The sequence below is a fragment of the Streptomyces sp. SS1-1 genome, from assembly GCF_008973465.1.
GTDB lineage: Bacteria > Actinomycetota > Actinomycetes > Streptomycetales > Streptomycetaceae > Streptomyces.
In genome coordinates, this window is record NZ_WBXN01000004.1 from 2993315 (window position 1) to 3016878 (window position 23564).

The 23564-nt window shown below is 71.6% G+C and carries 18 protein-coding genes; 5 read left to right on the forward strand and 13 right to left on the reverse strand.

Annotated features, from left to right (window positions below; genetic code table 11):
- Positions 1-30: 30 nt before the first annotated feature.
- From F8R89_RS14760 to F8R89_RS14770, 3 genes are all read right to left on the reverse strand, one after another.
- Positions 31-642 (reverse strand): hypothetical protein, encoded by a 612-nt coding sequence (locus tag F8R89_RS14760; RefSeq protein WP_151784414.1) that lies wholly within the window; start codon positions 640-642, stop codon positions 31-33.
- A 194-nt stretch (positions 643-836) separates the two neighbouring features.
- Positions 837-1580 (reverse strand): N-acetyltransferase, encoded by a 744-nt coding sequence (locus F8R89_RS14765; protein ID WP_192806128.1) that lies wholly within the window; start codon positions 1578-1580, stop codon positions 837-839.
- Positions 1581-1637: 57 nt separating this feature from the next.
- Positions 1638-2408 (reverse strand): HNH endonuclease family protein, encoded by a 771-nt coding sequence (locus tag F8R89_RS14770; RefSeq protein ID WP_151784416.1) that lies wholly within the window; start codon positions 2406-2408, stop codon positions 1638-1640.
- Between the two features lie 196 nt (positions 2409-2604).
- On the opposite strand from F8R89_RS14770, the gene F8R89_RS14775 reads away from it, so the two are divergent.
- Complete coding sequence (locus F8R89_RS14775; protein ID WP_151784417.1) at positions 2605-2790, forward strand: Rv0909 family putative TA system antitoxin; 186 nt, start codon at positions 2605-2607, stop codon at positions 2788-2790.
- Between the two features lie 91 nt (positions 2791-2881).
- Here F8R89_RS14775 and F8R89_RS14780 read toward each other — a convergent pair whose 3' ends face one another.
- On the reverse strand, positions 2882-3787 hold the full coding sequence (locus F8R89_RS14780) for an SCO6745 family protein (protein ID WP_192806129.1): 906 nt from the start codon (positions 3785-3787) through the stop codon (positions 2882-2884).
- Positions 3788-3897: 110 nt separating this feature from the next.
- Between F8R89_RS14780 and F8R89_RS14785 the strand changes: the two genes are divergently transcribed.
- The gene (locus tag F8R89_RS14785; RefSeq protein WP_151784418.1) at positions 3898-4473 is read left to right on the forward strand and encodes a TetR/AcrR family transcriptional regulator; all 576 of its coding nucleotides are present in this window, start codon (positions 3898-3900) and stop codon (positions 4471-4473) included.
- A 24-nt stretch (positions 4474-4497) separates the two neighbouring features.
- Here F8R89_RS14785 and mfd read toward each other — a convergent pair whose 3' ends face one another.
- Complete coding sequence (gene mfd / locus F8R89_RS14790) at positions 4498-8028, reverse strand: transcription-repair coupling factor (RefSeq protein ID WP_151784419.1); 3531 nt, start codon at positions 8026-8028, stop codon at positions 4498-4500.
- A 208-nt stretch (positions 8029-8236) separates the two neighbouring features.
- Here mfd and F8R89_RS14795 point away from each other — a divergent pair, with 208 nt between their 5' ends.
- The gene (locus F8R89_RS14795) at positions 8237-9688 is read left to right on the forward strand and encodes a DUF2079 domain-containing protein (protein ID WP_151784420.1); all 1452 of its coding nucleotides are present in this window, start codon (positions 8237-8239) and stop codon (positions 9686-9688) included.
- Between the two features lie 79 nt (positions 9689-9767).
- Here the strand turns inward: F8R89_RS14795 and F8R89_RS14800 are convergent, their stop codons facing one another.
- The 4 genes from F8R89_RS14800 to F8R89_RS14815 form a co-directional block, all read right to left on the reverse strand.
- A complete protein-coding gene (locus F8R89_RS14800) occupies positions 9768-12338 on the reverse strand; it encodes an ABC transporter permease (RefSeq protein WP_151784421.1) in 2571 nt (856 codons plus the stop codon).
- Positions 12335-13123 carry an ABC transporter ATP-binding protein gene (locus F8R89_RS14805; protein ID WP_151784422.1) on the reverse strand — a complete coding sequence of 263 codons (789 nt, stop codon included), beginning with the start codon at positions 13121-13123 and terminating at the stop codon, positions 12335-12337. The genes F8R89_RS14800 and F8R89_RS14805 overlap by 4 nt, the downstream gene beginning before the upstream one ends.
- Before the next feature lie 367 nt (positions 13124-13490).
- Positions 13491-14657: an alpha/beta hydrolase family protein gene (locus tag F8R89_RS14810; protein ID WP_151784423.1), complete on the reverse strand. Its 1167-nt coding sequence runs from the start codon at positions 14655-14657 to the stop codon at positions 13491-13493.
- A gap of 60 nt (positions 14658-14717) precedes the next feature.
- Complete coding sequence (locus F8R89_RS14815; RefSeq protein ID WP_079033992.1) at positions 14718-14912, reverse strand: hypothetical protein; 195 nt, start codon at positions 14910-14912, stop codon at positions 14718-14720.
- A gap of 113 nt (positions 14913-15025) precedes the next feature.
- Here F8R89_RS14815 and F8R89_RS14820 point away from each other — a divergent pair, with 113 nt between their 5' ends.
- Both F8R89_RS14820 and F8R89_RS14825 read left to right on the forward strand, forming a co-directional pair.
- Positions 15026-15865: a helix-turn-helix domain-containing protein gene (locus tag F8R89_RS14820; protein WP_151784424.1), complete on the forward strand. Its 840-nt coding sequence runs from the start codon at positions 15026-15028 to the stop codon at positions 15863-15865.
- Complete coding sequence (locus F8R89_RS14825) at positions 15837-16046, forward strand: DUF397 domain-containing protein (protein WP_151784425.1); 210 nt, start codon at positions 15837-15839, stop codon at positions 16044-16046. Before F8R89_RS14820 ends, F8R89_RS14825 begins: the two co-directional genes overlap by 29 nt.
- Here F8R89_RS14825 and F8R89_RS14830 read toward each other — a convergent pair.
- Genes F8R89_RS14830 through F8R89_RS14845 form a run of 4 tightly spaced genes read right to left on the reverse strand, consistent with a single transcriptional unit; the run spans position 16043 to position 23366 of the window.
- Positions 16043-19693 carry a TIR-like protein FxsC gene (locus tag F8R89_RS14830; RefSeq protein WP_151784426.1) on the reverse strand — a complete coding sequence of 1217 codons (3651 nt, stop codon included), beginning with the start codon at positions 19691-19693 and terminating at the stop codon, positions 16043-16045. The genes F8R89_RS14825 and F8R89_RS14830 overlap by 4 nt on opposite strands.
- Before the next feature lie 50 nt (positions 19694-19743).
- Positions 19744-20802: an AAA family ATPase gene (locus F8R89_RS14835; RefSeq protein WP_151784427.1), complete on the reverse strand. Its 1059-nt coding sequence runs from the start codon at positions 20800-20802 to the stop codon at positions 19744-19746.
- Positions 20799-22433, reverse strand: a complete 1635-nt coding sequence (locus F8R89_RS14840) for a hypothetical protein (protein WP_151784428.1) — start codon at positions 22431-22433, stop codon at positions 20799-20801. The genes F8R89_RS14835 and F8R89_RS14840 overlap by 4 nt, the downstream gene beginning before the upstream one ends.
- Positions 22434-23366: a toll/interleukin-1 receptor domain-containing protein gene (locus tag F8R89_RS14845; RefSeq protein WP_151784429.1), complete on the reverse strand. Its 933-nt coding sequence runs from the start codon at positions 23364-23366 to the stop codon at positions 22434-22436.
- Positions 23367-23564: the final 198 nt, after the last annotated feature.

Consider the following 23564-nt stretch of genomic DNA (forward strand, 5'->3'; position numbering starts at 1 on the left):
GGCCGGAGACGACACGTCCCGCCGTCACGGTCACAGCCCGCCCTCACGGGTGCCGTCGGGCCGGCCGTCCTGGCGGCGCAGATAGTCGCTGAGCTCGTCGAGTTCGGCGCGCACCTGGTCGATGCGGGCGGGCGCGGGGCGCTGCGGGGGCGGCGGCACGGGCGTCTCGCGCGGGACCGGCGGCACCGGGGTGTGCGGCGGGACCGACGGCACGGTCGTCGCGGTGTACGGCGACGGGGACCGCGGGTAGCCGTACGCCGGGCCGGAGTGCGGCTGCGGGGCGTATCCGGCGGTGAGGTGCGGCTGGTGGAAGTGGCGGATGTCGGCGGCGAGGTAGTACGCGACCGCGGCGACGATGCCGCCGAGGAGCAGGAGGAGGCCCAGCCAGCCGCCGGCGGTGCTGATCTCGTCGCCGGGTTCGGAGCCGATCAGGTAGAGCCCGAAGTAGGGCACCACGATCGACGCCGCGAACAGCCACCAGTCGGCGGCCCGGCGGGTCACGAGGGCCAGGCGCAGCATCATCACCCAGGTCAGCAGGCCGAAGCTCATCACGGCGACGACGACGAACAGCACACGCAGGAAGACCAGCGTCCCGGTGGACGGCGGCCGCTTCACCGGCTGTGGGTAGCCGTGGCCTTGCATGACTGCTCCTGATCGCCTGACGAGGTGGACGGTCCCGGCCGGTCCCGCGCGCTCGGGGCAACCCCCATCGCGCGACGGCCGCTTCGAGCGTATAGGTCGACACCGAGGTCCGGTCATGGTTGTACCGGATCGTTGTCGTGCTGATCACCTCGTGCGGCACCGCAAATGGCGGAGGCCGGGCTTCCGCTCCACCGTCACAGCGGGTGGCGCATCCACACGTTGGGTTCGACGTACACCGCCAGGTCCTTCTCGGGCTCGCAGCGCACCGGCACCAGCGCCCCCTCCACGTCGACGTCCCCCGCGGTGTCGAAGGGCAGCCCGGTCCAGCCGCGCCACATCTCCAGCGAGCCGACGACGGTCATCGACGCCGGGGCGACGGAGTCGACGGTGGCTCCGGCGCGGACGTGGACCCGCAGCCACGGGTCGTACGGCAGCCCGTCGGGGCGCACGCGGCGGACGTACTCCTCGACGGGGGTGCGCGGTTCGAGGTGCTTGGCGCTGGGCCGGACCGGCGCGACGACCTCGGTGAAGCCGTGCGCGCGGGCGTTGTCCCGCATCGCGCCGAGCATCCGGGCGGACAGGCCGGCGCCCTGGACGTGCGGGTGGACGACGACGGAGACGGCGCTGACCGTGTCGGGCGGGGTGCCGTTGCGCAGGTCGGAGAAGGCCCAGGCCAGCACCTGGTCCCAGCCACGGGCGGGGAGGGTGCCGCGCCCCTCGGTGTGCAGCGCGAACGGCACGCTGAAGGCGTGGGCGACGACCTCGCCCCGCTCGTCCTCGGCGAACAGCACGTACTCGGGGAACTCGGCGGGGATGCGGCCGTAGTGGCTGTTCCCCACGAGGTCGTGCAGGACGAGCTCCGGCCAGCTGTCCGCCATGCCGAGCACCGCCCGGGTCCGCTCGGGCCGCTCGGCCAGACTCCACACCTTCGTCTCCACGCCGCTCACGGTAGGGCCGCCGGCGAGGGGAGCGAAGTCCTTTTCCGCGGGGCGGTCTCAGCCGCCGCACTGCCGCAGCATCATCTCCTTGTCGGCCTTCGTCACGGGCAGTTCGTACTTCAGGGAGACCTGGGCGAAGCGGACCGCGTAGGAGCAGCGGATCGCCTTGCTCGGAGGCAGCCAGGTCGCGGGGCCGGAGTCGCCCTTGGAGCTGTTCGTGGGGCCGTCGACCGGGAGCAGGTTGAGCGGGTCGTTGGCGATGTCCTGCCGCTTGCCCTTGGGCCAGCGCGAGGCGCCCATCTGCCAGTCGTAGGACAGCGGCATGACGTGGTCGATCTGCACGGTGGTGGCGCGGGACTTCGTCCACTCGATGGTCCGTCCCGTGTACGGGTCGTCCAGCGTCATCGACGCCACCACGCAGTTCGAGCCGGAGCGGAAGCGGACGTCCTGGCCGTCGCGTTTGAGCAGGTCGTTTCGGGTGTCACAGCCGTTGCGCGAGAAAGGGACGCCGCCGGGTGCCGAGTCCATCCAGGCGTAGCCGAACGCGTCCCGTTCGTAGCCGGTCTTCGGGCCGCGGCCCTTCGTGGCGACCTTCTCGATGAGGGCGCGTCCCTCGGCCCGGTCGGCGTCCGAGGTGAGGGGGGCGAGGCCCGGCTTGGTGCCGTCCGGGTTGTCCAGCGGGCTGGCCGCGCGTCCGGAGCCGGCGGCCGGACCGGCGCCGGACGTCCCCTCCGGTGCGGGCAGCTCGACGTTCTCGCAGCCTCCCAGCAGCAGTGCCGTGCCGAGCACCGCCGCGGCGGCCGCCGCCCCACCCCTCAGACGCCTCACGTTGCCGTCCCTCCCCTGGCCTGCCCCGATACCCCGCGGCTCTGGCTCTGTGTCTTCCCCGGTTCGTGGTCATGCACACGGTAGCCGCCCGGCGCACGGGGGCATCCGGGAGGTCCAGACCAGAAACCGGCCAAGTGCGCATAGCACGCAAGTCCGGCGTATCGTCGATCGTGAGTCACTCGGGAAGGAGCTCTGGATGGGCATCTTCGACAGGTTCAAGAGCAACCGCCAGGCGCAGGACAAGGCCAGGGACATGTCCGACGCCGCGGAGCGAAAGGTCAACGAGAAGACGGGCAACAAGTACGAGAGCCAGATCGACGACGCTCAGCAGCGGATGGAGCGCCAGGCCGGCATGGACCGTGACAAGCCCGACCAGTCGTGAGGCCGTAGACCCACGCCCAGCCCCAGAGAAGCCGTCCGCGCGGACCGACGTCCCGCGGACGGCTCCCCGTGCGTGAGGGGGTGACCGCCCGTCAGATCTTCCCGATCCCCAGCGTCGTCTCCGAGGGCAGCAGCCCCGACGACAGCACCACCACCCAGAACCCGCCGAGCAGTTCCACGAGCCGGTCGACCTCGGCGGCGGTGAGCGCCCGCCAGGGCGCGGCGGCCAGCCGGTCGGTGTCCTCCTCCACGGAGCGGCGCAGCGCGCGGCCCGCGTCCGTGGCCACCCCGTCGGCGCCGACCAGGCCCCGGGCCGTCAGACGCTCGCGCGCCGCCGTCCACTCCTCGGGGCTCCAGCCCCTGCTCTCGAAGCGCTCCACGGACGCGGCGCCTATCGCGGCGAAGGACACGAGCGACTCGACGGGGTCCAGACCGGCCACCATGAGGGCGGCTATGTGCCCGTCTCCGCGGTGCTCGCGCAGGATCGTCGCCGCGTGCCAGAGCTGGAGATGCGGGGCGTCCGGCCAGTCCAGGGCGGCGTTGGCCGCGGCGAGCGGGCGGCCCGCGGTGTCGGCCGCCTCGGCCGCGCGCCGGACCAGGGCGACGAGTTCGGCCTGCTCGGGACCGTCCACCCGGTCGCCGAACACCGCGCGGTAGGCCCGGTCCATCCCGCGCTCCCGCGCCCGCAGGACCGCCTCCGGGCTCGCGGTCTTCCACGCGGGATCGATGTGCTCGGCGACCATGCGCGGGCTGAAGCTGTAGAACGCGGACGCGACACGCTCCGCGCCGGCGGACCCCAAGGGCGCGGCCCGGAACGGGAAGTAGCTCGGCCAGCGCTCGTCGGTCGCGTACCCGAGCCCGGCCGCCTCCTCGAACACCTCGGGCGCGTAGTACAGCACCGCGTGCAGCGGTTCCAGCAGATGCCAGAGCTGCCGTACCCGCCCCGCGTCCATACCGCCGCCCTGCTCCGCCCGGCCATCCACCACGACCGCCCCCATTCGCCCGTCCCTCAACTTGACACTGACAAGATTGCCGGACCGGCCTCGAACTTGTCAATGCCTAGATGCGGGGAACTTGTCGGCGTCTAGATCGGGCGTACGCTGCTGTCATGCCGCAGCAGACCTCTTCACGCCGCCCGTACCACCACGGCGATCTGCGCCGGGCCGTCCTGACCGCCGCGCTCGACGTCATCGCCACCGACGGCCCGTCCGCGCTCAGCCTGCGCGACCTCGCCCGCCGCGCCGGTGTCTCGCACGCCGCGCCTGCCCATCACTTCAAGGACCGCACCGGACTGCTCACGGCGATCGCCGCCGAGGGGTTCGGGCTGTTGTCGGCCGCGCTCGGCGAGGCGGCCGACCTGAGGGACGCGGGCGTGCGCTACGTCCGCTTCGCCCGTGAACACCCCGCCCACTTCCAGGTGATGTTCACGCCCGGACTGCTGCGCACCGACGACCTGGAACTGGCCACGGCCCGCGCCCTCGCCGGAGAGGCCCTGCGCGGCGCCGTCTCCGGCGTACGCCCCGAGGACCTCGGCATCGACGCCCGCATGGCCGGGGTCGCCGCGTGGTCCCTGGCCCACGGCTTCGCCACGCTGCTCCTGAGCCACAACCTGGACGGCCCGGTCGGCGACCAGGACCCCGAGGAGGTCTTCCGGGCCCTGGCGGCGACGCTGTTCCGACGGTGAGTCAGGCCCCCGGGACCGGGACCGTCAGGACCCCAGGACCGAGGTCAGGAACTCCCCGACCCAGCCCAGCAACTCCCGCCCGACCAGCGGCTTCCCGCCCACCTTCGCGGTCTTCGGGCGCGGCACCAGCACCTGGTGGACCGACGGCTTGATGACCGTGCCCGGGTACAGCCGCTTGAGCCGCAGCTCCTGCGACTCGCGCAGCTCCACCGGCGCGAACCGGATGTTGTTGCCCTGCAGCACGACCTCGCCGACCCCGCACGCGCGGGCCAGCATCCGCAGCCCGGCCACCAGCAGCAGGTTCTCCACCGGCTCGGGCAGCTTGCCGTAGCGGTCGACGAGTTCCTCGCGGACGGCCTTGATGTCCTCCTCCGAGTTGGCGGAGGCGATGGCCCGGTACGCCTGCAGACGCAGCCGCTCGCCCGGCGCGTAGTCGTGCGGGACGTGCGCGTCGACCGGCAGCTCGATCTTGACCTCCAGCGGCGGCTCCTCCTCCACACCGCCCTCCAGCGAGGCGCGGTAGTCGGCCACCGCCTCGCCGACCATACGGACGTACAGGTCGAAGCCGACGCCCGCGATGTGCCCGGACTGCTCGCCGCCGAGCAGGTTGCCCGCGCCGCGGATCTCCAGGTCCTTCATGGCCACGTACATGCCCGCGCCCATCTCGGTGTGCTGGGCGATGGTGGCCAGCCGTTCGTGCGCGGTCTCCGTGAGCGGCTTCTCCGGCGGGTACAGGAAGTAGGCGTAGCCGCGCTCGCGGCCGCGGCCGACCCGGCCGCGCAGCTGGTGCAGCTGCGAGAGGCCGAAGTTGTCGCCGCGCTCCACGATCAGGGTGTTGGCGTTGGAGATGTCGATGCCGGACTCGACGATCGTCGTGGAGACGAGGACGTCGAACTTCTTCTCCCAGAAGTCGACGACGACCTGCTCCAGCGCCTGCTCCGACATCTGGCCGTGGGCCGTCGCGATGCGGGCCTCCGGGACGATCTCGCGGAGCCGGGCGGCGGCCCGGTCGATCGACTCGACGCGGTTGTGGATGTAGAAGACCTGGCCCTCGCGCAGCAGCTCACGGCGGATCGCCGCGCCGATCTGCTTCTCCTCGTACGGTCCGACGAAGGTGAGGACCGGGTGCCGCTCCTCCGGCGGGGTGGTGATCGTGGACATCTCGCGGATGCCGGTGACCGCCATCTCCAGCGTTCTCGGGATCGGCGTCGCGGACATCGTCAGGACGTCGACGTTCGCGCGGAGCTTCTTCAGCTGCTCCTTGTGCTCGACGCCGAAGCGCTGCTCCTCGTCGACGATGACCAGGCCGAGGTCCTTGAACTTGGTCTCGGAGGAGAACAGCCGGTGCGTGCCGATGACGACGTCCACCGAGCCGTCGCGCAGCCCCTCCAGGACCGCCTTCGCCTCGGTGTCGGTCTGGAAGCGGGACAGCGCGCGCACGTTCACCGGGAACTGCGAGTAGCGCTCGGAGAACGTGCCGAAGTGCTGCTGCACCAGCAGGGTCGTCGGCACGAGCACGGCGACCTGCTTGCCGTCCTGGACGGCCTTGAAGGCGGCGCGCACCGCGATCTCCGTCTTGCCGTAGCCGACGTCGCCGCAGATCAGGCGGTCCATCGGGACCGACTTCTCCATGTCCTCCTTGACCTCGGCGATGGTCGTCAGCTGGTCCGGGGTCTCGGCGTACGGGAAGGCGTCCTCCAGCTCGCGCTGCCAGGGGGTGTCGCCGCCGAAGGCGTGTCCCGGCGCGGCCATACGGGCGCTGTAGAGCTTGATCAGGTCGGCGGCGATCTCCTTGACGGCCTTCTTCGCGCGCGCCTTGGTCTTGGTCCAGTCGGCGCCGCCGAGCCGGTGCAGGGTGGGCGACTCGCCACCGACGTACTTGGTGATCTGCTCCAGCTGGTCGGTGGGGATGTACAGCCGGTCGCCGGGCTGGCCGCGCTTGGCCGGGGCGTACTCCACGACCAGGTACTCGCGGGTGGCGCCCTGCACGGTGCGCTGCACCATCTCGATGTAGCGGCCGACGCCGTGCTGCTCGTGGACGATGTAGTCGCCCGCCTCCAGGGTGAGCGGGTCGATGGTCTTGCGGCGGCGGGCCGGCATCCGGGCGCCCTCGCGGCCGGCGGCCTTCTGCCCGGTCAGGTCGGTCTCGGTGAGGACGGCCAGGCCGAGCGCGGGGTCGACGAAGCCGTGGTCGATGCAGCCGCACGCGACGTGCACGACGGACGGGGAGATCTCGTCCAGGTCGATCGTCAGACGGGCCGGGACGCCCTCGCCGCCGAGCACCTCGACGGTGCGGGCCGCCGGGCCGTGGCCCTCGGTCACGAAGACCGTGCGCCAGCCGTCGGCGAGCCAGCCCTTGGTGTCGGCGAGCGCCTTCGCGGTGTCGCCCCGGTAGGACTCGGGGGCGCGCATGCCCAGCTTGAGGGTGTCCGTGTCGAGCTCGTCGTCGGCGGCGAACGGCGACACCGACCACCACATCATGTCCAGCTCGCGGGCCCGGTCCCGGACGTCGGCGATGGACCACAGGGAGGCCGCGCCGACGTCGATGGGGGCCTCGCCCCCGCCGGCGGTGGCCGCCCAGGACGCCTGCAGGAACTCCTGCGAGGTCGCCACCAGGTCGGCGGCGCGGGTGCGGACCCGCTCCGGGTCGGCGACGACGGTCATGGCGCCCTTGGGCAGGACGTCGAGCAGCAGCTCCATGTCGTCGACGAGGACCGGCGCGAGGGACTCCATGCCCTCGACGGCGATGCCCTCGGCGATCTTGCCGAGCAGCTCGCCCAGCTCGGGGTGCTCCTCCGCGAGCACCCGCGCCCGCTCGCGCACCTCGTCGGTGAGCAGCAGCTCACGGCAGGGCGGCGCCCACAGGCCGTGCTCGGCGACCTCCAGGGAGCGCTGGTCGGCGACCTTGAAGTAGCGGATCTCCTCGACGTCGTCGCCCCAGAACTCGACGCGCAGCGGGTGTTCCTCGGTGGGCGGGAAGACGTCGAGGATGCCGCCGCGCACGGCGAACTCGCCGCGCTTCTCGACGAGCTCCACGCGTGCGTACGCGGCGGCCGCGAGGGCGTCCACCACGGCGTTCAGGTCGGCGGTCTGCCCGGTGCGCAGGGCGACCGGCTCCAGGTCGCCGAGGCCCTTGACCTGCGGCTGGAGGACGGAACGCACGGGGGCCACGACCACGGACACCGGTCCGGTCTCCGGGTCGTCGGTCCGGGGGTGGGCGAGCCGGCGCAGCACGGCCAGGCGGCGTCCCACGGTGTCGCTGCGGGGGCTGAGGCGCTCGTGGGGCAGGGTCTCCCAGGACGGGTACTCCACGACGCCCTGCTCGGGCAGCAGGGAGCGCAGCGCCGCCGCCAGGTCCTCGGCCTCCCGGCCGGTCGCCGTGACGGCGAGGACGGTACGGCCCGTCTCGCGGGCGAGGGCCGCGATCGCGAAGGGGCGGGCCGCCGGGGGGCCGACCAGGTCGACGTGCATGCGGTTGCCGTCCGCGGCCGCCGCGATCGCTTCCGCCAGGGCGGCGTCCTTGACTACGGCGTCGAGCAGACCGTGCAGACTCATGGAGGAGCTTTCCGTCCAAAGGGATGGGCAACGCGAAGGGCCCGACACGGGAGACGGGCCGGGTGTTCCAGCGTACGTCGCCCCGAGGACGGACGCCGGGGCCTGTGGACAACCCGCGATCACCGCTGCGGCTCCCCTGACCGGCCCCGGCCCCCTCACCCGCCCCCTCAGGGCCGGGCGCCCCGCCCCCGCCACGTAAAGTCCCCCCATGCCCACCCGCGCCGCCTCCGCGACACCGGACGTCTCCACGGACCCCGCGATACCGGGAACCGATCCGCGTGCCGGGGAGTCGTCGCCGGCCGGGGCCGGGCGGTGGGACCCCTGGGTGCTGGCCCTCACGCTGTTCGCCGGATACGCCGTCGTGTCGGTCGGGCGGTACCGCCATCTGGGGCAGCGCTCGTGGGACCTCGGCATCTTCGAGCAGGTCATACGCTCCTACGCGCACCTCCAGGCGCCGGTCGCGGATCTCAAGGGGCCGGGGTTCAACATCCTCGGCGACCACTTCAGCCCGGTGACCGTGCTGCTCGCGCCGCTCTACCGGCTGTTCCCGTCCTCCGTCACCCTGCTCGTCGCGCAGGCGGCGCTGTTCGCGCTGTCGGCCGTCCCGGTCGCCCGGGCCGCCGCCCGCCTGCTGGGCCGGGGGCGCGGGCTTGCGGTCGGCGTCTCCTACGGGCTGTCCTGGGGCATCCAGCAGGCCGTCGACTTCGACTTCCACGAGATCTGCTTCGCCGTGCCGCTGCTCGCGTTCGCGCTGGAGGCGGTCCTGGCCCGGCGCTGGCGGGCCGCCCTGCTGTGGGCGCTGCCGCTGGTGCTCGTGAAGGAGGACCTGGGGTTCACGCTGAGCGCGCTGGCCGTGGTCGTCGCCTGGCGGGCGCGCGACGCCTCCCCGCGCGCGGCCCGGTACGCGGTCGGCGTCGCCGCGTTCGGGGCGGTGGCCGTCGCCGTCACGCTGCTGGTGCTGATACCGGCGTTCAACTCGGCGGGCTCCTACGACTACTGGAACAAGGTGGGCGAATCGGGCGGCGGGGGGCCGCTGGACGGCCTGGACACCAAGCTCCGCACCCTCGGCTGGATCCTGATACCGACGACCGGGCTGCTCGCCCTGCGCTCCCCGCTGCTGCTCGTGGCGCTGCCCACGATCGGGTGGCGGTTCGTCTCCTCGTACCCGCAGTACTGGGGTACGGACTGGCACTACAGCGCCGTCCTGATGCCGGTCGCCGCCCTCGCGCTCGTCGACGCCGTGCACACGTCCCGGCACAGCCCCCGCCCATGGCTGCGGTCGTACGCCCAGCACCTCCCGGCGGCCGTCGCGGGCGCCTCGCTGGCGCTGACGACCTCGCTGCCGCTGGCCGCCGTGACCGAGAGCGAGATCTACCGCAAGCCGGAGCGGGTCACCGCGATCGAGCGGCTGCTCGCCGAGGTCCCGGACGGCGCCTCCGTGGAGGCGAACATCGCCCCGATCAGCCGCCTCACCTCGCGCTGCCGGGTGTTCTGGGTGAGCAACACCCAGGGCGTCGACCCGGACTACATCGCCCTGGACAACTCCCGCAAGCGCTACCGCGACGTCGAGGCGTACGCCCGCACCCTGCACCCCGGCGCCCGGTACGGCGTCCAGGGCACGGCCTACGGGGTCGTCCTGCTGGAGCGCCAGGGCCGGTGAGACGAGCGGCGGCCCGGCCGGGAGGGTGTCCCCTCCCGGCCGGGCCGGGCCCGTCCCCCGCAACCCCCGTGTGCGGTGGCTACTCGGTCGCGATGGCGTTGAGCACGTTCATCCGGCCCGCCCGGAACGCCGGCACGAGGGCGGCGAACAGGCCCACGAAGGCCGAGCCGACGAACACCCCGGCGATCGTCCCCCACGGGATCTCGAGGACGTCCAGGCCCTCCAGGGCGAGCAGCCGCTGGGCGGTCGCACCCCAGCCCATGCCCAGTCCGAGGCCCAGCAGGGCGCCGAAGAGGGCGATCACCACGGACTCCATGCGGATCATGCGGCGCAGCTGCCGGCGGGAGAGGCCGATGGCGCGCAGCAGGCCGATCTCCCGGGTCCGCTCGACCACCGACAGCGCCAGCGTGTTCACCACGCCGAGGACCGCCACGATGATCGCCAGGGCCAGCAGGCCGTAGACCATGTTCAGGAGCTGGCCGACCTGGTCCTTCAGCTCCTCCTTGTAGTCGGTCTGGTCGCGGACCTGGTACTGCGGGTACGGGTCGAGCGCCTTCTTCAGGGCGGCGTACGCGACGTCCTGCTTGCCGTCCTCCGCCTTGGCGAACATGATCACGTTCTGCGGGACGCGGTCCGCCGGCAGGTACTTCCGCAGGGTGTCGATGCTCAGGTACCGGGCGCCCTGGTCGATGGCGGTGTCGTCGTCGGTGATGGCGGCGACCTTCAGCTTCGCCGTCTCACCGCCCTTGAAGGCGACGGTGATCGTGTCGCCGACGCGCACGCCGTGCTTCTTCGCGTAGTCGCTGCCGACGGACATGGCGTCCTTGCCGTAGGCGGCGGACAGGGTGCCCTGCGTCGTCGTACGGCGCAGGTCCTCGGCGTACGTCGGGTCGGCGGCCGTGACCCCGGAGTCGTCGGTCCTGCCGTCCGGCGAGGTCAGGGTGGCGTCGACGCTCTTGTAGCGGGTGACGTGGGCGAGGCCCGGCGTGTCCTCCATGGCCTTCTCGGCCTGCGGGACGATCGGCTGCTGCTGGCTCTGCACGATGAAGTCCGCGCCGACCGACTTGTCGAGCTCGCTCGTCGCCGAGGCGACCATCGAGGAGCCGACCACCGACAGGCACGCCACCAGGGCGAGGCCGATCATCAGGGCGGCACCGGTGGCGCCGGTGCGGCGCGGGTTGCGCAGGGCGTTGCGCTCGGCCATGCGGCCCACGGGCCCGAACGCCCGCAGCAGCACCGCGCTGATCACCCGGACCACACCGCCCGCGAGGAGCGGGCCGATGACGACGAAGCCGATCAGGGACAGCACCACACCGCCGCCCAGCATCAGCGCGCCGTCGCTCGCCTTGTCGGCGGTGGCCGCCGCGTACAGGGCGGCCGCGCCGGCGCCGGTGAGCACCAGGCCGATCAGGCCGCGCACCCGGCCGGCCCGGCCGTCGGCCGGGGTGCCGGCGTCGCGCAGGGCGGCCATCGGGGAGACCTTCCCGGCGCGGCGGGCCGGCAGGTAGGCGGCCAGCACCGTGACCACGACACCGAGGATCAGGCCGACCACCGGGGTCGTCGTCTTCACCGTGAGGTCGTCGGTGGACAGGTTCATCCCGGCCATCGACATCAGCTTCATCAGGCCGACGGCGATCCCGACGCCCGCGCCGACGCCGAGGACGGAGCCGACGAAGCCGAGCAGCAGCGCCTCCACCAGCACCGACCGGTTGACCTGGCGGCGCGAGGAGCCGATGGCCCGCATCAGGCCGATCTCCCGGGTGCGCTGGGCGACCAGCATCGAGAAGGTGTTGATGATCAGGAAGATGCCCACCAGGAACGCGATCCCGGCGAAGCCGAGCATGGCGTACTTGATGATGTCCATGAACTCGCCGACGTCCTTGCGGTTCTCGTCGGCGTTCTCCTTGGCCGTCTGGATCTTGTACGAGCCGTCCAGGGCCTGGGCCACGTTCCGCTTGAGCTGGGTGTCGCTCACGCCGTCCGCGGCGGTGACGGAGACCTGGGTGAAGCGGCCGGTGGCGCCGAGCAGGGCACGCTGGCTGGTCTCGGTGTCGAAGTAGACGACGGCCGCGCCCGGGTTGGTCACCTTCCAGGAGGCGATGCCGACGATCTTCGCGCGGATGTCGCCGGTGGCGGCGATGGTGCGCAGCTCGTCACCGAGCTTCAGGTCGTGCTTGTCGGCGGTGTCGGCGTCGACCATCACCTCGGTGGGGCCGCGCGGGGCGTGCCCGGAGGTGATCTCCATGGACCGCAGGTCGTTCTCGGTCCAGTTGCCGGCGAGGGTGGGCGCCCCGGTGGACGACCCCATGTTCTTGTTGTCGGCGTTCACGACGGTCACGTTCATCGACGTGACCGCGCCCTCCGCCTTCTTGACGCCCTCGGCCGAGGCGACCTGCTCGACGACCGACGCCGGCAGCGAGGCGGGCCGGCCGGTGCCGGCGCCGTCGTCCTCGTCCTCGGCGTCCTTCGGGCTGACGCTGACGTCGGAGGAGGTGACCGCGAAGAGCTTGTCGAAGGTGGTGTTCATCGTGTCGGTGAACACGAGCGTGCCGCACACGAACGCCACGGACAGCAGGACCGCCACCGCGGACAGCGCCATCCGGCCCTTGTGCGCGAAGAAGTTGCGCAGCGAGGTCTTCACGACGGTCATGACGTGCGCCCCCGGGCGTCGAAGTCCTTCATGCGGTCGAGGACGGCCTCCGCCGTCGGCTTGTGCATCTCGTCGACGATGCGTCCGTCGGCGAGGTACAGCACCCGGTCCGCGTAGGAGGCGGCGACCGGGTCGTGGGTGACCATCACGATGGTCTGGCCCAGCTCGTCCACGGACGTGCGCAGGAAGCCGAGGACCTCGGCGCCGGCGCGGGAGTCCAGGTTGCCGGTGGGCTCGTCACCGAAGATGATCTCCGGCCGGGCGGCGAGGGCGCGGGCGACCGCGACCCGCTGCTGCTGGCCGCCGGAGAGCTGCGTCGGCCGGTGCTTGAGCCGGTCGGACAGGCCGACGGTGTCCACGACCCGCCCGAGCCACGCCTTGTCCGGCTTGCGGCCGGCGATGTCCATCGGCAGCGTGATGTTCTCCAGGGCGTTCAGTGTGGGCAGCAGGTTGAACGCCTGGAAGATGAACCCGATGCGGTCGCGCCGCAGTTGGGTGAGCTTCTTGTCCTTCAGACCGGTGATCTCGGTCTCGTCCAGGTAAATCTGCCCGCTGGTGACGGTGTCGAGCCCGGCGAGGCAGTGCATCAGGGTGGACTTGCCGGACCCCGAGGGGCCCATGATCGCGGTGAACTGCCCACGGGCGATGTCCACGTCCACGTGGTCCAGGGCGACGACGCGGGTCTCCCCCGACCCGTACGCCTTCACGACCTGCCGCGCCCGCGCGGCAACGGCCGTACGCCCTCCAGTACCCCCGTGCCTGGGAATGGTCACAGCCGAAGTCACGGTATGTCTCCTAAGTCGGTCAGCAGGCGCGTCACGCCATCTCGGTACGGCGTTCAGTCTCGGGTCGGGAGGGGGTCCGGCGCGCTGGTGCCCGGCCCCGTCTTCTGCGGGGGAAAACCCCACCCCCACCGGTTCGGTCAGCCACCCCCCGGCGGCGTAAAGCCAGGTTAAGGACGCGGCCCCCGCCCTCTCGTCCTCCGCCGGTACCAACCCTCCCCGAGACCTGGTACGGAGGTACCCCTAGGGGCTCTCCCCCTCGGGGTGGAGGCCGTGTCAGGGTCGCTGCGCCCTTCGGCGCACCCAGCCTCCACCCTCCCGCCGCGTGAGGGTCAAGCGGGAAGCCGCCCCGGCGGTACCGGGACGGGCCTCAGGGACGGCGGACGGAGATCTCCGGGTACGCCGGTGACGGGCCGTCGAGCAGCGGTCGCGGCAGGCCCTTGAGGTGCCGGTCGAAGAAGGCGGCGACGTACGCGCGCGTGAGGTGCGCTCCCCGCGCGTAGGGCAGCGCGGCGGTGTCGGGGATGCCGGCCAGTTCCCCGAGCAGCGGCACGTCGGTGAACGACCCGTGGTCCGCGCCGGCGACGGTCGTCCACCGCTTCCAGCCGTCCAGTGAGACCCAGGCGTCGTCCCATGTCCGGTCCGCCGTACGGTCCGTGGCCCCGAACATCAGGAACGGCCGCCCGTCGAGGCCGCCGGCGGGCACCGGGGAGAAGAAGGTGCCGTCCATGTTCACGCCGGCCCGCACCCGCGCGTCGGCGGCCATCGTGGCGGCGGCCGCGTCCCCGCCGATGGAGTGCCCGCCCATGCCGACCCGGCGGGCGTCGATCACGCGCGCGTGCCGCCACGCGGGGCGCGGCCCGGTGAGCCGGTCGAGCACGAAGGAGACGTCCACGGCCCGGCTCTCGGCGACGGCCCGCATCCCGCCCTCCGGAGGCTCCTCGCACAGGACGCACGGCAGGGTCCGCCCGTCGGGCAGCGTCGTACCGGCGTTCTCGTACGGATGGTCGACCAGCGCGACGACGTACCCCCGACTCGCCAGGTCGTCGGCGAGACCGGTGAGCGTCGAACGCGGGAACGAGAAGCCCGGCGACAGCACGACGAGCGGGAACCTGCCGGACGCGGGCCGCGCCCCGGTGTGCGCCCAGGTCCGTACCCCGCTGATGACCTCGGGCGGGACGGCTGCCCCGGACGCCCGCAGCCGGATCAGGTGCCGGGCCTCGTCGAGCGTCATGTACGGCGCCGTCGGCCCGCCCGTGCCCCGGCGGGCCGGGTAGGACAGGGACACCATCAGCTGCCGTGGCCCGGCGGAGGGCACCCACGGGTCGGGACGGCCGGTGTCCACGAGGTGCAGGGTGTCGCGGCCGACGGCGTACGGTCCGGTCGGGCGGGGCAGTTGGGCCGGCGCGGAGTGCGCGGCGGACGCGGCGGGTGCGGCGGGTGCGGCCGGGTCCGCGGCGGCGGCCGGCAGGGCGAAGGCAGGACCGAGGACGAGCGCGACGGCCGCCGCGATCGGTAACAGGCGTGATCGGGTCATGCGGTGGACGCTATGCCGGGCACCCCCGGCGGGGCGTCCACCGCAGGCCGTACCCGCGTCCTACCCGGGTCGGACGCACCGGGGGCACCGGCAGGGCGGGAAGCGGCCCGCGAGGTCGAAGGGCGTGTCCTTGCGGGACGGCTGGTACGTCACCCTCGGTCCCCAGGTCCGCCCGCCGTCCCGGGAGACACGCAGCGTGAGCGCGGGCCCGGGCACCTCCTCGAACGGGTCTTTCTCCTGCTCAGCCTGTTCCACGTCGTCACCTTTCACTTTCCGTGCCGTCTCCGACACACGGTGACGTCACCGTGGGTACGCTCGGAAGGTGGCTCAGTGTGACAACGGAGTCCGCACGGAGGGGAGTTGCCGGGGTGGCCATCGAGGACAATCCGCGTTCGCGGGAGCAGTACGGCGCGGAGCTGAAGCGGCGCCGGGAGGCGGCGGGGCTGACACAGGAGGAGCTGAGCCAGCGGGCGGTGATGTCGCGGACGCATATCGCGCACATCGAGGGCGGTCGCCGCAGACCGGATGCCGAGGACGCCCGGCGGCTGGACCAAGTGCTGGGTACGGACGGCTTCTTCGAGAACTTCTTGCCGGTACTGGACGGCCGCAAGGTGGCGGAACACTTCAAAGGTGCCGCCGAGTTCGAGGGGCAGGCCACCGAGATCCGGCTGTACGCGCCGAAGTTGGTGCCCGGCGTCCTCCAGACGCCCGCGTACGCGCGCGAGGTGCTCAGTTCCGGTGCCACGCAGAGGAGCGACGAGCAACGTGACGCGTTGCTCGTCACACGGCTCCAGCGCGGACGCATCCTCGACGATCCCGGCACCCCGACCGTATGGGCGGTGTTCGACGAGGCCGTGCTGCGACGACCGATCGGAGGGCCCGCCGTGATGGCGGAACAGCTCCGGCACATCCTGTCGCTCGGAGAGACCCGGCGCATCCGTGTGCACGTCCTGCCCTTCGCGGCCGGATATCACGCGCTGCTGGAGGGCTTCGTCTCCCTGATGTGGTTCGAGGACCTGCCGCCCGTCGCCTACGTGGAAGGCCTGAGGAACGGCCGCGTCTGGGAACTGCCGTCCGTGGTCCGCGAATGCCAGGTGGCCTACGATCACGCGCTGGGCGACGCGTTGTCGCACCGGGCATCTCTGGCCCTCCTCAGGTCTGCCGCGGAGGATTACGAGCATGAAGCGCACCGAGCACCGCATCCCTGACGCCTCCGTCCTGACCTCGTGGCGCAAGTCGAGCCATAGCGGCGGGGACAGCGGCGACTGCCTCGAAGTCGCCGACACGGCACCCTCTTCCGTCCCCGTCCGTGACAGCAAACGCCCCACCGGCCCGGCGCTCGTCTTCTCCGCGTCCGCCTGGACCGCGTTCATCCAGCAGGTCGGCTAATCCTGTTCGGGAGCGAAAGCGTTGCGCAGGTCGTCGAAGAGCGCGGGGTCGCAAGGGTCGAGGCGGGTCCTTCGAGCGGTGTTCAGGATCGTCCTGGCGATGTCGTGTACCGCGCGCTCGTATGCCTCCGGGTTGCCATGCTCCATGAGCGCCAGGATGCCCTGTGCGCGATCCGTGACGTCCCGGCTCTTGACGGCGTGAGTGGGATTCATGGCGGGCGCCGGCAGGGCCTTGGTGCTGGTGGGTGTCCACAGCACCGGCACGATCGCCGAGCGCCCATGCCCTGGCGTACTTCGCTGCCGTAGTTCGCGTCGGGAGAAGGCATCCCACTCCATACCGCACCAGGTGCTCGCGAAGTACTGCGGTGAGAGGAGGGCCACGAACACCCGAGCGGAGGCCAACGCCGACTTCATCAGCGTGTGCCCCTCGATGCTCGGGTGCGCCGGCGGGTCGAAGAAGCCAAGGTCTTCCGTGGGGATGTCAGCCACTGCGGCAAGACGCTTGGTCAGGTCCGTAAAGAACCGGTACTCCTGGCCACTCTCCCCGGGATGTGATCCGGGCCGGCGTGCGTAGCTGAGGTAGAACAGCGGTCCCGGCCGCGGAGCGCTGTCACGGACCCGTGCCGCGCCTTGGGACGTGAGCGTCCCTTCGAGCCATCGGATGAGTTCGAGCGAGACGGGTAGCGCGTCGTCACCGCGCGACACGACGACGGAGTGCAGTCGCCCGTCGGGATCGAACAACGCCGTCCCCGGTACGGCTGTCCGCAGTCGCGAGATCGCAAGGTCACCCATGAGCGTGGGCTTCTGTGAGGAATTGCGGTGGTACCACAGACGACCCACGGCGCGCTCACCCGGGCCGGACAGCTCCACCGTCGGGAGTGCTGCTTCGCTCACCACTAACATGACGAACCCGGGACCCGCACTGTGCGTCGCCACGCGGCGTACAGCAAGGGACCGACCACCGTCCCGATGAACGCGGAAAGGGCCCGAAGACGGATCGATGCCGCTGGTGATCACGACATCGGGCCGGACAGCGACACCGGTACCGACGACTTTGCTTCCTGTGGTGATCCACACCAGCGCCTCCAGGAGCCGGTGAACGCGTGTGCCTTCAAGCAGGATCTCGATGACGAGCTGCCGAACTGCCTTACCGCGTTCCGCCAGTGTCGAGGCCGTCTGGGCCAGGGTCGCCGGGCTTGTTCCCACGAGGTCGACCAGGATGGCGAGTTCGTCGCGTACGCCGCTCCGGACGCGCCCCGCGGATACCTTGCTCGCGAGGAAGTTGACCGCGGTCTCGCGGTCGGGTTCCTCCAGTTCGAGCCTCCGGTGGGCCGTCCCCGGCCATCGTGTTCCCACAGCACACGTCACCAGAACGTTGCCGCGCCCCTCTGGTGACAGGCACAGCGTCTGCCCGTCGGGCGGATCACCGGGCGCGGTCCGGAACGTCTCCGAGGTGACGCCGTCATAGATCAGCAGCCAGCCGGGGTGGCGGGCCAGATGGTCCCGCAACGCGCTCAACCGTACGGTGGGGAAGGAGTGCCTGTCCTCCTCGCCACGAGGGACACCAAGGTCGTCCGCCAATGCGGTGAGTTCCTCCAGCAGCGTCTCTCGGTTGTGGGCCCGGACCCACCTGACCAGCGTGAACTGTGAACTGAGGCCAGTGGCGCAGTAGGCGGCGAGCGTGGTCTTCCCCACGCCGGCGGCGCCCTCGATGACACACGTCTCCCTGGTCGGACGCCCGGGTGAGCCGTCGCGCACCAGAGCCCGGACGACGTCCGTGGCCTCCGTGCGAACGATGTAGTGCGGCGGCAGTTCGGGCAATCGTCTCGGGACTCGCTGCTGCCCGCCGTGACCATCACCCCCCACCGCGAAGCGAAGTGGCTTGGCGAGGCCCATCTGCTGACGGTCCCCCTTCCCGCCGAGCCAGGTGAACCCCCGGCGTCTGCGCCCCCGCCGCCGGCTTCCCTCCCGAACGTCCCGCCGGTCCTCCGAAGCCTGGGTCCGGCCCCGCATCAGATGCGCGGCGACCTGCGCGTAGTCCCCCCCGACCCCACCGATGACAGCCATCGCGACCTCTGCGAACGCCCGGCTGCCTTCCGGGAGTTCAAGGCCTTCCGGACCCCCGGCGCGCTCGGCGGCGGCCACCAGCGCCCCGAAGTCGGTGACGCCGCCGAAGGTCGCTGCCACCCTCTCGCTCACCCCGTCGACGACCTGCTCCAGCACATGCATCGACTCGGTCCGGGTCAACCGGTCCAGGAGCGCCTCGCGTACGCCGTCCCGGAAGTCGTACAGCACGCTGTCCGGGTCCTCACCGGGGCCGGCCGCAGTACGGCGCACCAGGAGACCGGAGAGGAAGATCTCAGCGAGATGCATCGGCGTCGAGGACGGGAGCATGGTCCGCTGGACCAGCCGCATCACGGGCAGGCTCAAGGGGGCTGCGGCCAGCAGGCGCAGGAGTGCGAACGCTTCCGGCGAGTAGCCCTGCTCGAACCGGTCGATCCACGCCGCCGACGTATCCGGCTCGTCCTCCGGCCCTACCGGGCCTGGCCGCTGTACGACCGTCAGAGGCACGGCCTGCAGCGGTACCGGGTCTGCCGTACGACCGGAGACCAGCCGGGCCCATGGTCCCAGCCAGTCTCCCGCCACCTCCAAAGCGGGCAACCACAGGATCCGGGCGCGGTCCGCCGCCCCCGCCCGTCCTCGCGCGATACCCGGCAGCGGCCCGGAGGAGCGCACGTCGATGGTGGCGCGCCTCGTGTCCGTACCCCTAGCCCGTACGGGCACAGCACGCAGGCCCGTGCGGTGCCAGAGGCGGCTGGGCAGGACGTGGAGCGCGGCGACGGGTCGTCGCGTGGACCAGGTGGCCAGGGTCTCGGGGAGATCCGCGCCATACCAGGCCGGGCCGACGCCGTCGGTCAGCACGAGCACGACGCGTCGCCCGACCGAGTCCGCCAGGGACTGCTTCCAGTTCCGGGTGGGGGAGGCCGGCCGTGCGCCCAGCCGGAAGGGCGCCAGTGTCGGCTGCGCCTCATCGGTGTTCAGAGCCCAGGCGCGGACGTCGGCGAAGGCCCCGTGCCGAGCGAGCAGAGTGCGCAGTTCGTTGGCTAGGCGGCGCCAGACCGTCATCGTCGCGCCAGTGTCGATCAGCAGGTCGACGGAGAAGCGGCGTTCGTCGGCCGGACGCAGGACCGGCAGGAACAGGCCGGTGTCGCCGGAGGCCGCGGCGGTGGCGGCCACGTCCAGGGTACGGGTCCGGGTGGAGGGCACCCGCTGGCGGAGCGGACGCAGGGCCCGGGTCAGGGCCAGCGCGTCGGTGAGCGCTTTGGGCTGGGTGACCCGAACGGCGTGGGCGCCGCCGGAGCGGACACCGGCGGGATGCGGACCGCCGGCGGACAGATGCAGATGGGCCGTGGGGGGATCGGGGCCGGGTGGGGCGGCGGGAGGCTCGTTCGGTGCCGCGGGCGGCCGGGGCTCCGCGGGAGGAGCGGGCGCCGTGGGGTCAGCGCCATCGCCGAGGAGCGACCAGTCGACGGGGTCGAGGCCGCTGAGCCGGGCGATCCACAGCACGTCCAGGACGTCGCCGCCGTCTGGCACGCCGGGAGTGTCGAGAAGCCCGGCGAGTTCCTCGCGCAGTACGTCACCCGGCATGGCGGTCCCCTCCGCCCCCGGCGCACCGGCTCCTGCAGCTTCTGTCACGTCTAGCCCCGATCCAGGGGCCGCAGCAGGTCGTCGCCCAGCAGGGACTGTCCCTCCTCCGTGTCCCAGAGACCGCGTTCCGCCATCAGCAGGGCGTTGAGCAACTGGTCGTTGGCGAGCGTGCCGACCTCCCGTTGCTTGGCCAGGAACTGAGCGATGATCCTGCCGCGCACCTCAGCCGACGTGCTGGGGCCGCCAACGCCCGGTTCACCGAGGTGAGCCGCGACCATGCCGGCGAGCTGGTCCTGGTCGGCCGGTCCGATCTCCAGCCGGATGCAGCGGCGCAGGAACGCCATCGGAAACTCCCGCTCCTCGTTGCTGGTGAGCACGATGAACGGAAACTCGGCGCAGGCCACCTCACCGCCGAAGACGTCCGCGCGTTTCCGATCGGCCGTCATCACGGTCTGTCTGCCCTCGCCCAGCCGAGCCAGTTCCGGGATGACGAACTCGCCTTCTTCGAAGACGTTCAGCAGATCGTTGGGGAAGTCCATGTCGCTCTTGTCGATCTCGTCGATGAGCAGCACGCGTGGCCTCTTCCAAGGCAGCAGAGCCGTTCCGAGCGGGCCCAGCCACAGGTACTTGCCGATGTCCGGGGGTTCGGGTGACTCGCCGCCGGGCCGGCGCAGTACGCCGGCGTTGCTGAGCCCGGCGTCGTAGAGACGACCCACGGCGTCGTACTCGTAGAGACCGTCCTTGAGGGTCGACCGGCTGGTGATGGCCCACCGCAGCACAGGGCCGAGCCCCAACTCGTGTGCGACCGCGTAGGCGAGGGTGGACTTGCCAGTCCCAGGCTTGCCGGTCAGCAGGAGGGGCCTGCGCAGGTGCAGGGCCATATTGACGAGGTGCCGTTCGCGAAGGCCCGCCTGATACGCCTCCCCCTGGCCGCGGCGTCCCAGATGGCGGCGGTGGGCGTCGCCGTCGGGGACTCTCGGCGGTTCCTGCGCCGGTCGCAGGGCTCCGTGCCTGAAGGCCCGCCACGGAGGTGCGTCCGGCAGACGGTCGATGCCGTCGTGCGGGGTCCCGGTGCCCTCATAGACCCACCACTTCTGCGTCTGTGTCATGCTGCTCCTCCACCTGCGCCGCGGATGCCGGGCATCTGGCCGTCCTGGCTGCTGAAGACGCACGTCGGGTCGTCCCACAGCAGGGTGATGTGATGGCCCAGGCTCGCCGTATCCGTGCGGTTGTGTCTACGTGCCTCCAGGACGCTGTCCGGGAGCTCGGCCAGCAGGCCGGGGGGCCTGACCCGGCGCAGCAGATCCACGAAGTCGACGGCGTCGCCCTCGTCACGCCGCCAGATCATCACGGGGATGCCGTCCTCCAGCAGGGCATCGGTCACGGCCTCCCTGACGAGGGGGTCCCCGGGGTCATAGGGGGTGCCCAGCCCGAGGCACGCCAGGTCGATGTGTTGCCTGAGCCAATCCTCGACGTCAGCGGGGTCCCTCAGGCGTAAGGGCTCGTACTTGCTGTCAGGACAGCTCCAAGCGGTGCCCCGGCAGTCCACATCGGTCTCGGCCCGGGCGCGTGAGAGGTCCGGGCGCATCCACCCGATGCGCTCCAGCGCGTCACCCGGCGCGCAGTCACGGTCGAGGGCTGCCCAGCGGCGACGCCACTCGCCGTGCAAGGACGTGTCCTTGTACCGTCTGAGGGACCTCACGACGACGTGGCATCTGCGGCTGAGGGGTTTTCCCGAGGAGCCGCTGGGCCAGAGTTCCGCGGGGTGGCCGAGCAACGAGTCCGGAAGCAGGAACTCCACCCGCCGGTTCACCTCCCAGTCGTCGTGCTCGTGTCCGCGCCAGGTCGCCAGGAAGTCTCTTCCACGTGCCTCCAGTTCGTCCCCCGTGAAGCGCCCGGACAAAGGCCACGAGCAGTGGAAGACTGGCTTGTCTCCGGGGCCGCTCTCGTAGTGGAAGCCGCGGAGCGAGTAGTGGCGCCGATCGAGTGGCTCGTCGCACGGCGCGTCCTCTTCTTCGACCCGTATCTGGATGACGACCCGGCGTTCCTGAGGCGCCGTTGCCGTGGGCCCTGCCTGCGGCCCGCGGTGCCGGTCCCGGTCGTTCCTCACAACGGCGGCGATCAGGGTGCCGAGCCGGCCGGTGCGGCCTGACTCGGCATCGAGCATGCGCAGGAAGTCACAGAGGTCCGTGTGACGGGTGTCCGGGCCGCCGGCCGGCCGGCGGGCGTCGTAGAGGCGGAACATTACATCTGGCAGGAGGGGACGGCAGTCGAGTGGGCGGCCGGCCGCACGTCGGTCACTGAGGTACCGAGTTGCCGCGCCGCGTCCGAAGTCCTCCGGGTGCTCGCGCAGTTCCGCGATGAGGTCCGACATGCAGTGGCCGGGCACCGGGCCGTCCGGTCTGATCGACGTGGTGGCCGCGAGACGGAACCAGGCCGCGCCGACGTCGTCTCCCCGCAACTCCAGCAGCGCGTCACGCAACGCCGCCAGACGCTCGGTGTCACGGGTGGCGCGGACGACGGCGCGCAGATGCGTCCGGGGGTCCGGATGCTCCGGCGCCAGGAGGGCGTGTCCGAAGGCGAGGCGCTCGCCGGTGAGCAGCAGGAGTTCCTGCCTCGCGGCGAGTTCGTGCAGGCCGGCCGTACCGAGAAGGATCTCCACCAACTGACGCTCGGCCTTCCATCGAGAGGGGCGCCCGCCCCGGCGCAGGCCACCGAGCGGGTGGCGCCAGATCGGCACTCACGCCTCCCTGAGCGCCAGTCCGGACGCGACGAGCAGGTTCCGCACCCGGTGGGTGCCGATGTCGTCCGGTGCGATCTCCTCCAGGGCGAAGTACATCGCCTTCAGCACCGCGTCGGCAGTCAGGGTCGTCCGTCTGACCCGGCGGACCAGGGTGCGCAGATGGGTGCGGGGATCGGCGGACTCGTCCACGGAGTAGGGGCCGTCAATCCCCAGGCGTTCACCCATCAGTTCCTGAAGCTCGTAACGCATACCGAGTCGGTGCAGCGCCGGGCACGCCATGAGCGCGTCGAGCAGCTGAGTCGGGTCCGGGAAGACGAAGGCCGCGGGCGGCGGCTGCGGGGCGTCCACGGGCGCCGGGTCGGTGACGGGCCCGGGCAGCACCAGCGACGCGGAGGTCCCTCCGGGCGGACGCGGCGGAAGCACCGGCACGCTCCCGAGTGCGGGCACCGTCTCGTACGGCTGGTTCGTCAGCAGCCGCAGCAACACTTCCGCGCCTTCGACGGTGTACGCCTCCACGGGGTAGTGGCTATGGGTACCGCCGCCCAGCCACCGCGGCAGCCCTGTCGCCGAGCCGCCGGGCAGGACGACGGGGACGATCTTCTCGAGGGCGGCATCGGGGTCCTCGTGCACCAGGTCCCGGAGCAGCCGCGCCTCCCACTGCACGCCGGCTCCCTGCCCTGCCACGGCGTCGCCCTCGGAGCGCCGCCGGTACTCGGGTGAGGCGACGACGATCACGCGCCGGCTGTCCCGAATACCGCGCAGCATCCATAACGCCCAGTCCTGACGGCGTTCTCCGGCTGGCAGGTCCAGCTCGGCGTCGATCCCGCAACCACGCAGGAAGTGATAGAAGTCCCGCACGTGATCGACATGCTTGTCGTCGTCATGGGCGTAGGAGATGAACACCCGATCCGTCGCCGACACCCCACTCATGTGGTCCCCCCTTGCCTCCGCACACCACAACGAGTGGGTCAATGATGGCGCAAGGGGCGTAATGGTGTGGCCTCTTCCGAAAGATGCTGTACGGGGACGTGCTCTCAGCGACACCTCTGTGACAGGCGGACGCAAGAGTCTGAGTTAACGCCGGTAACACCGCAGGTCAGACACGGCTTGATAGCGATCACATATACC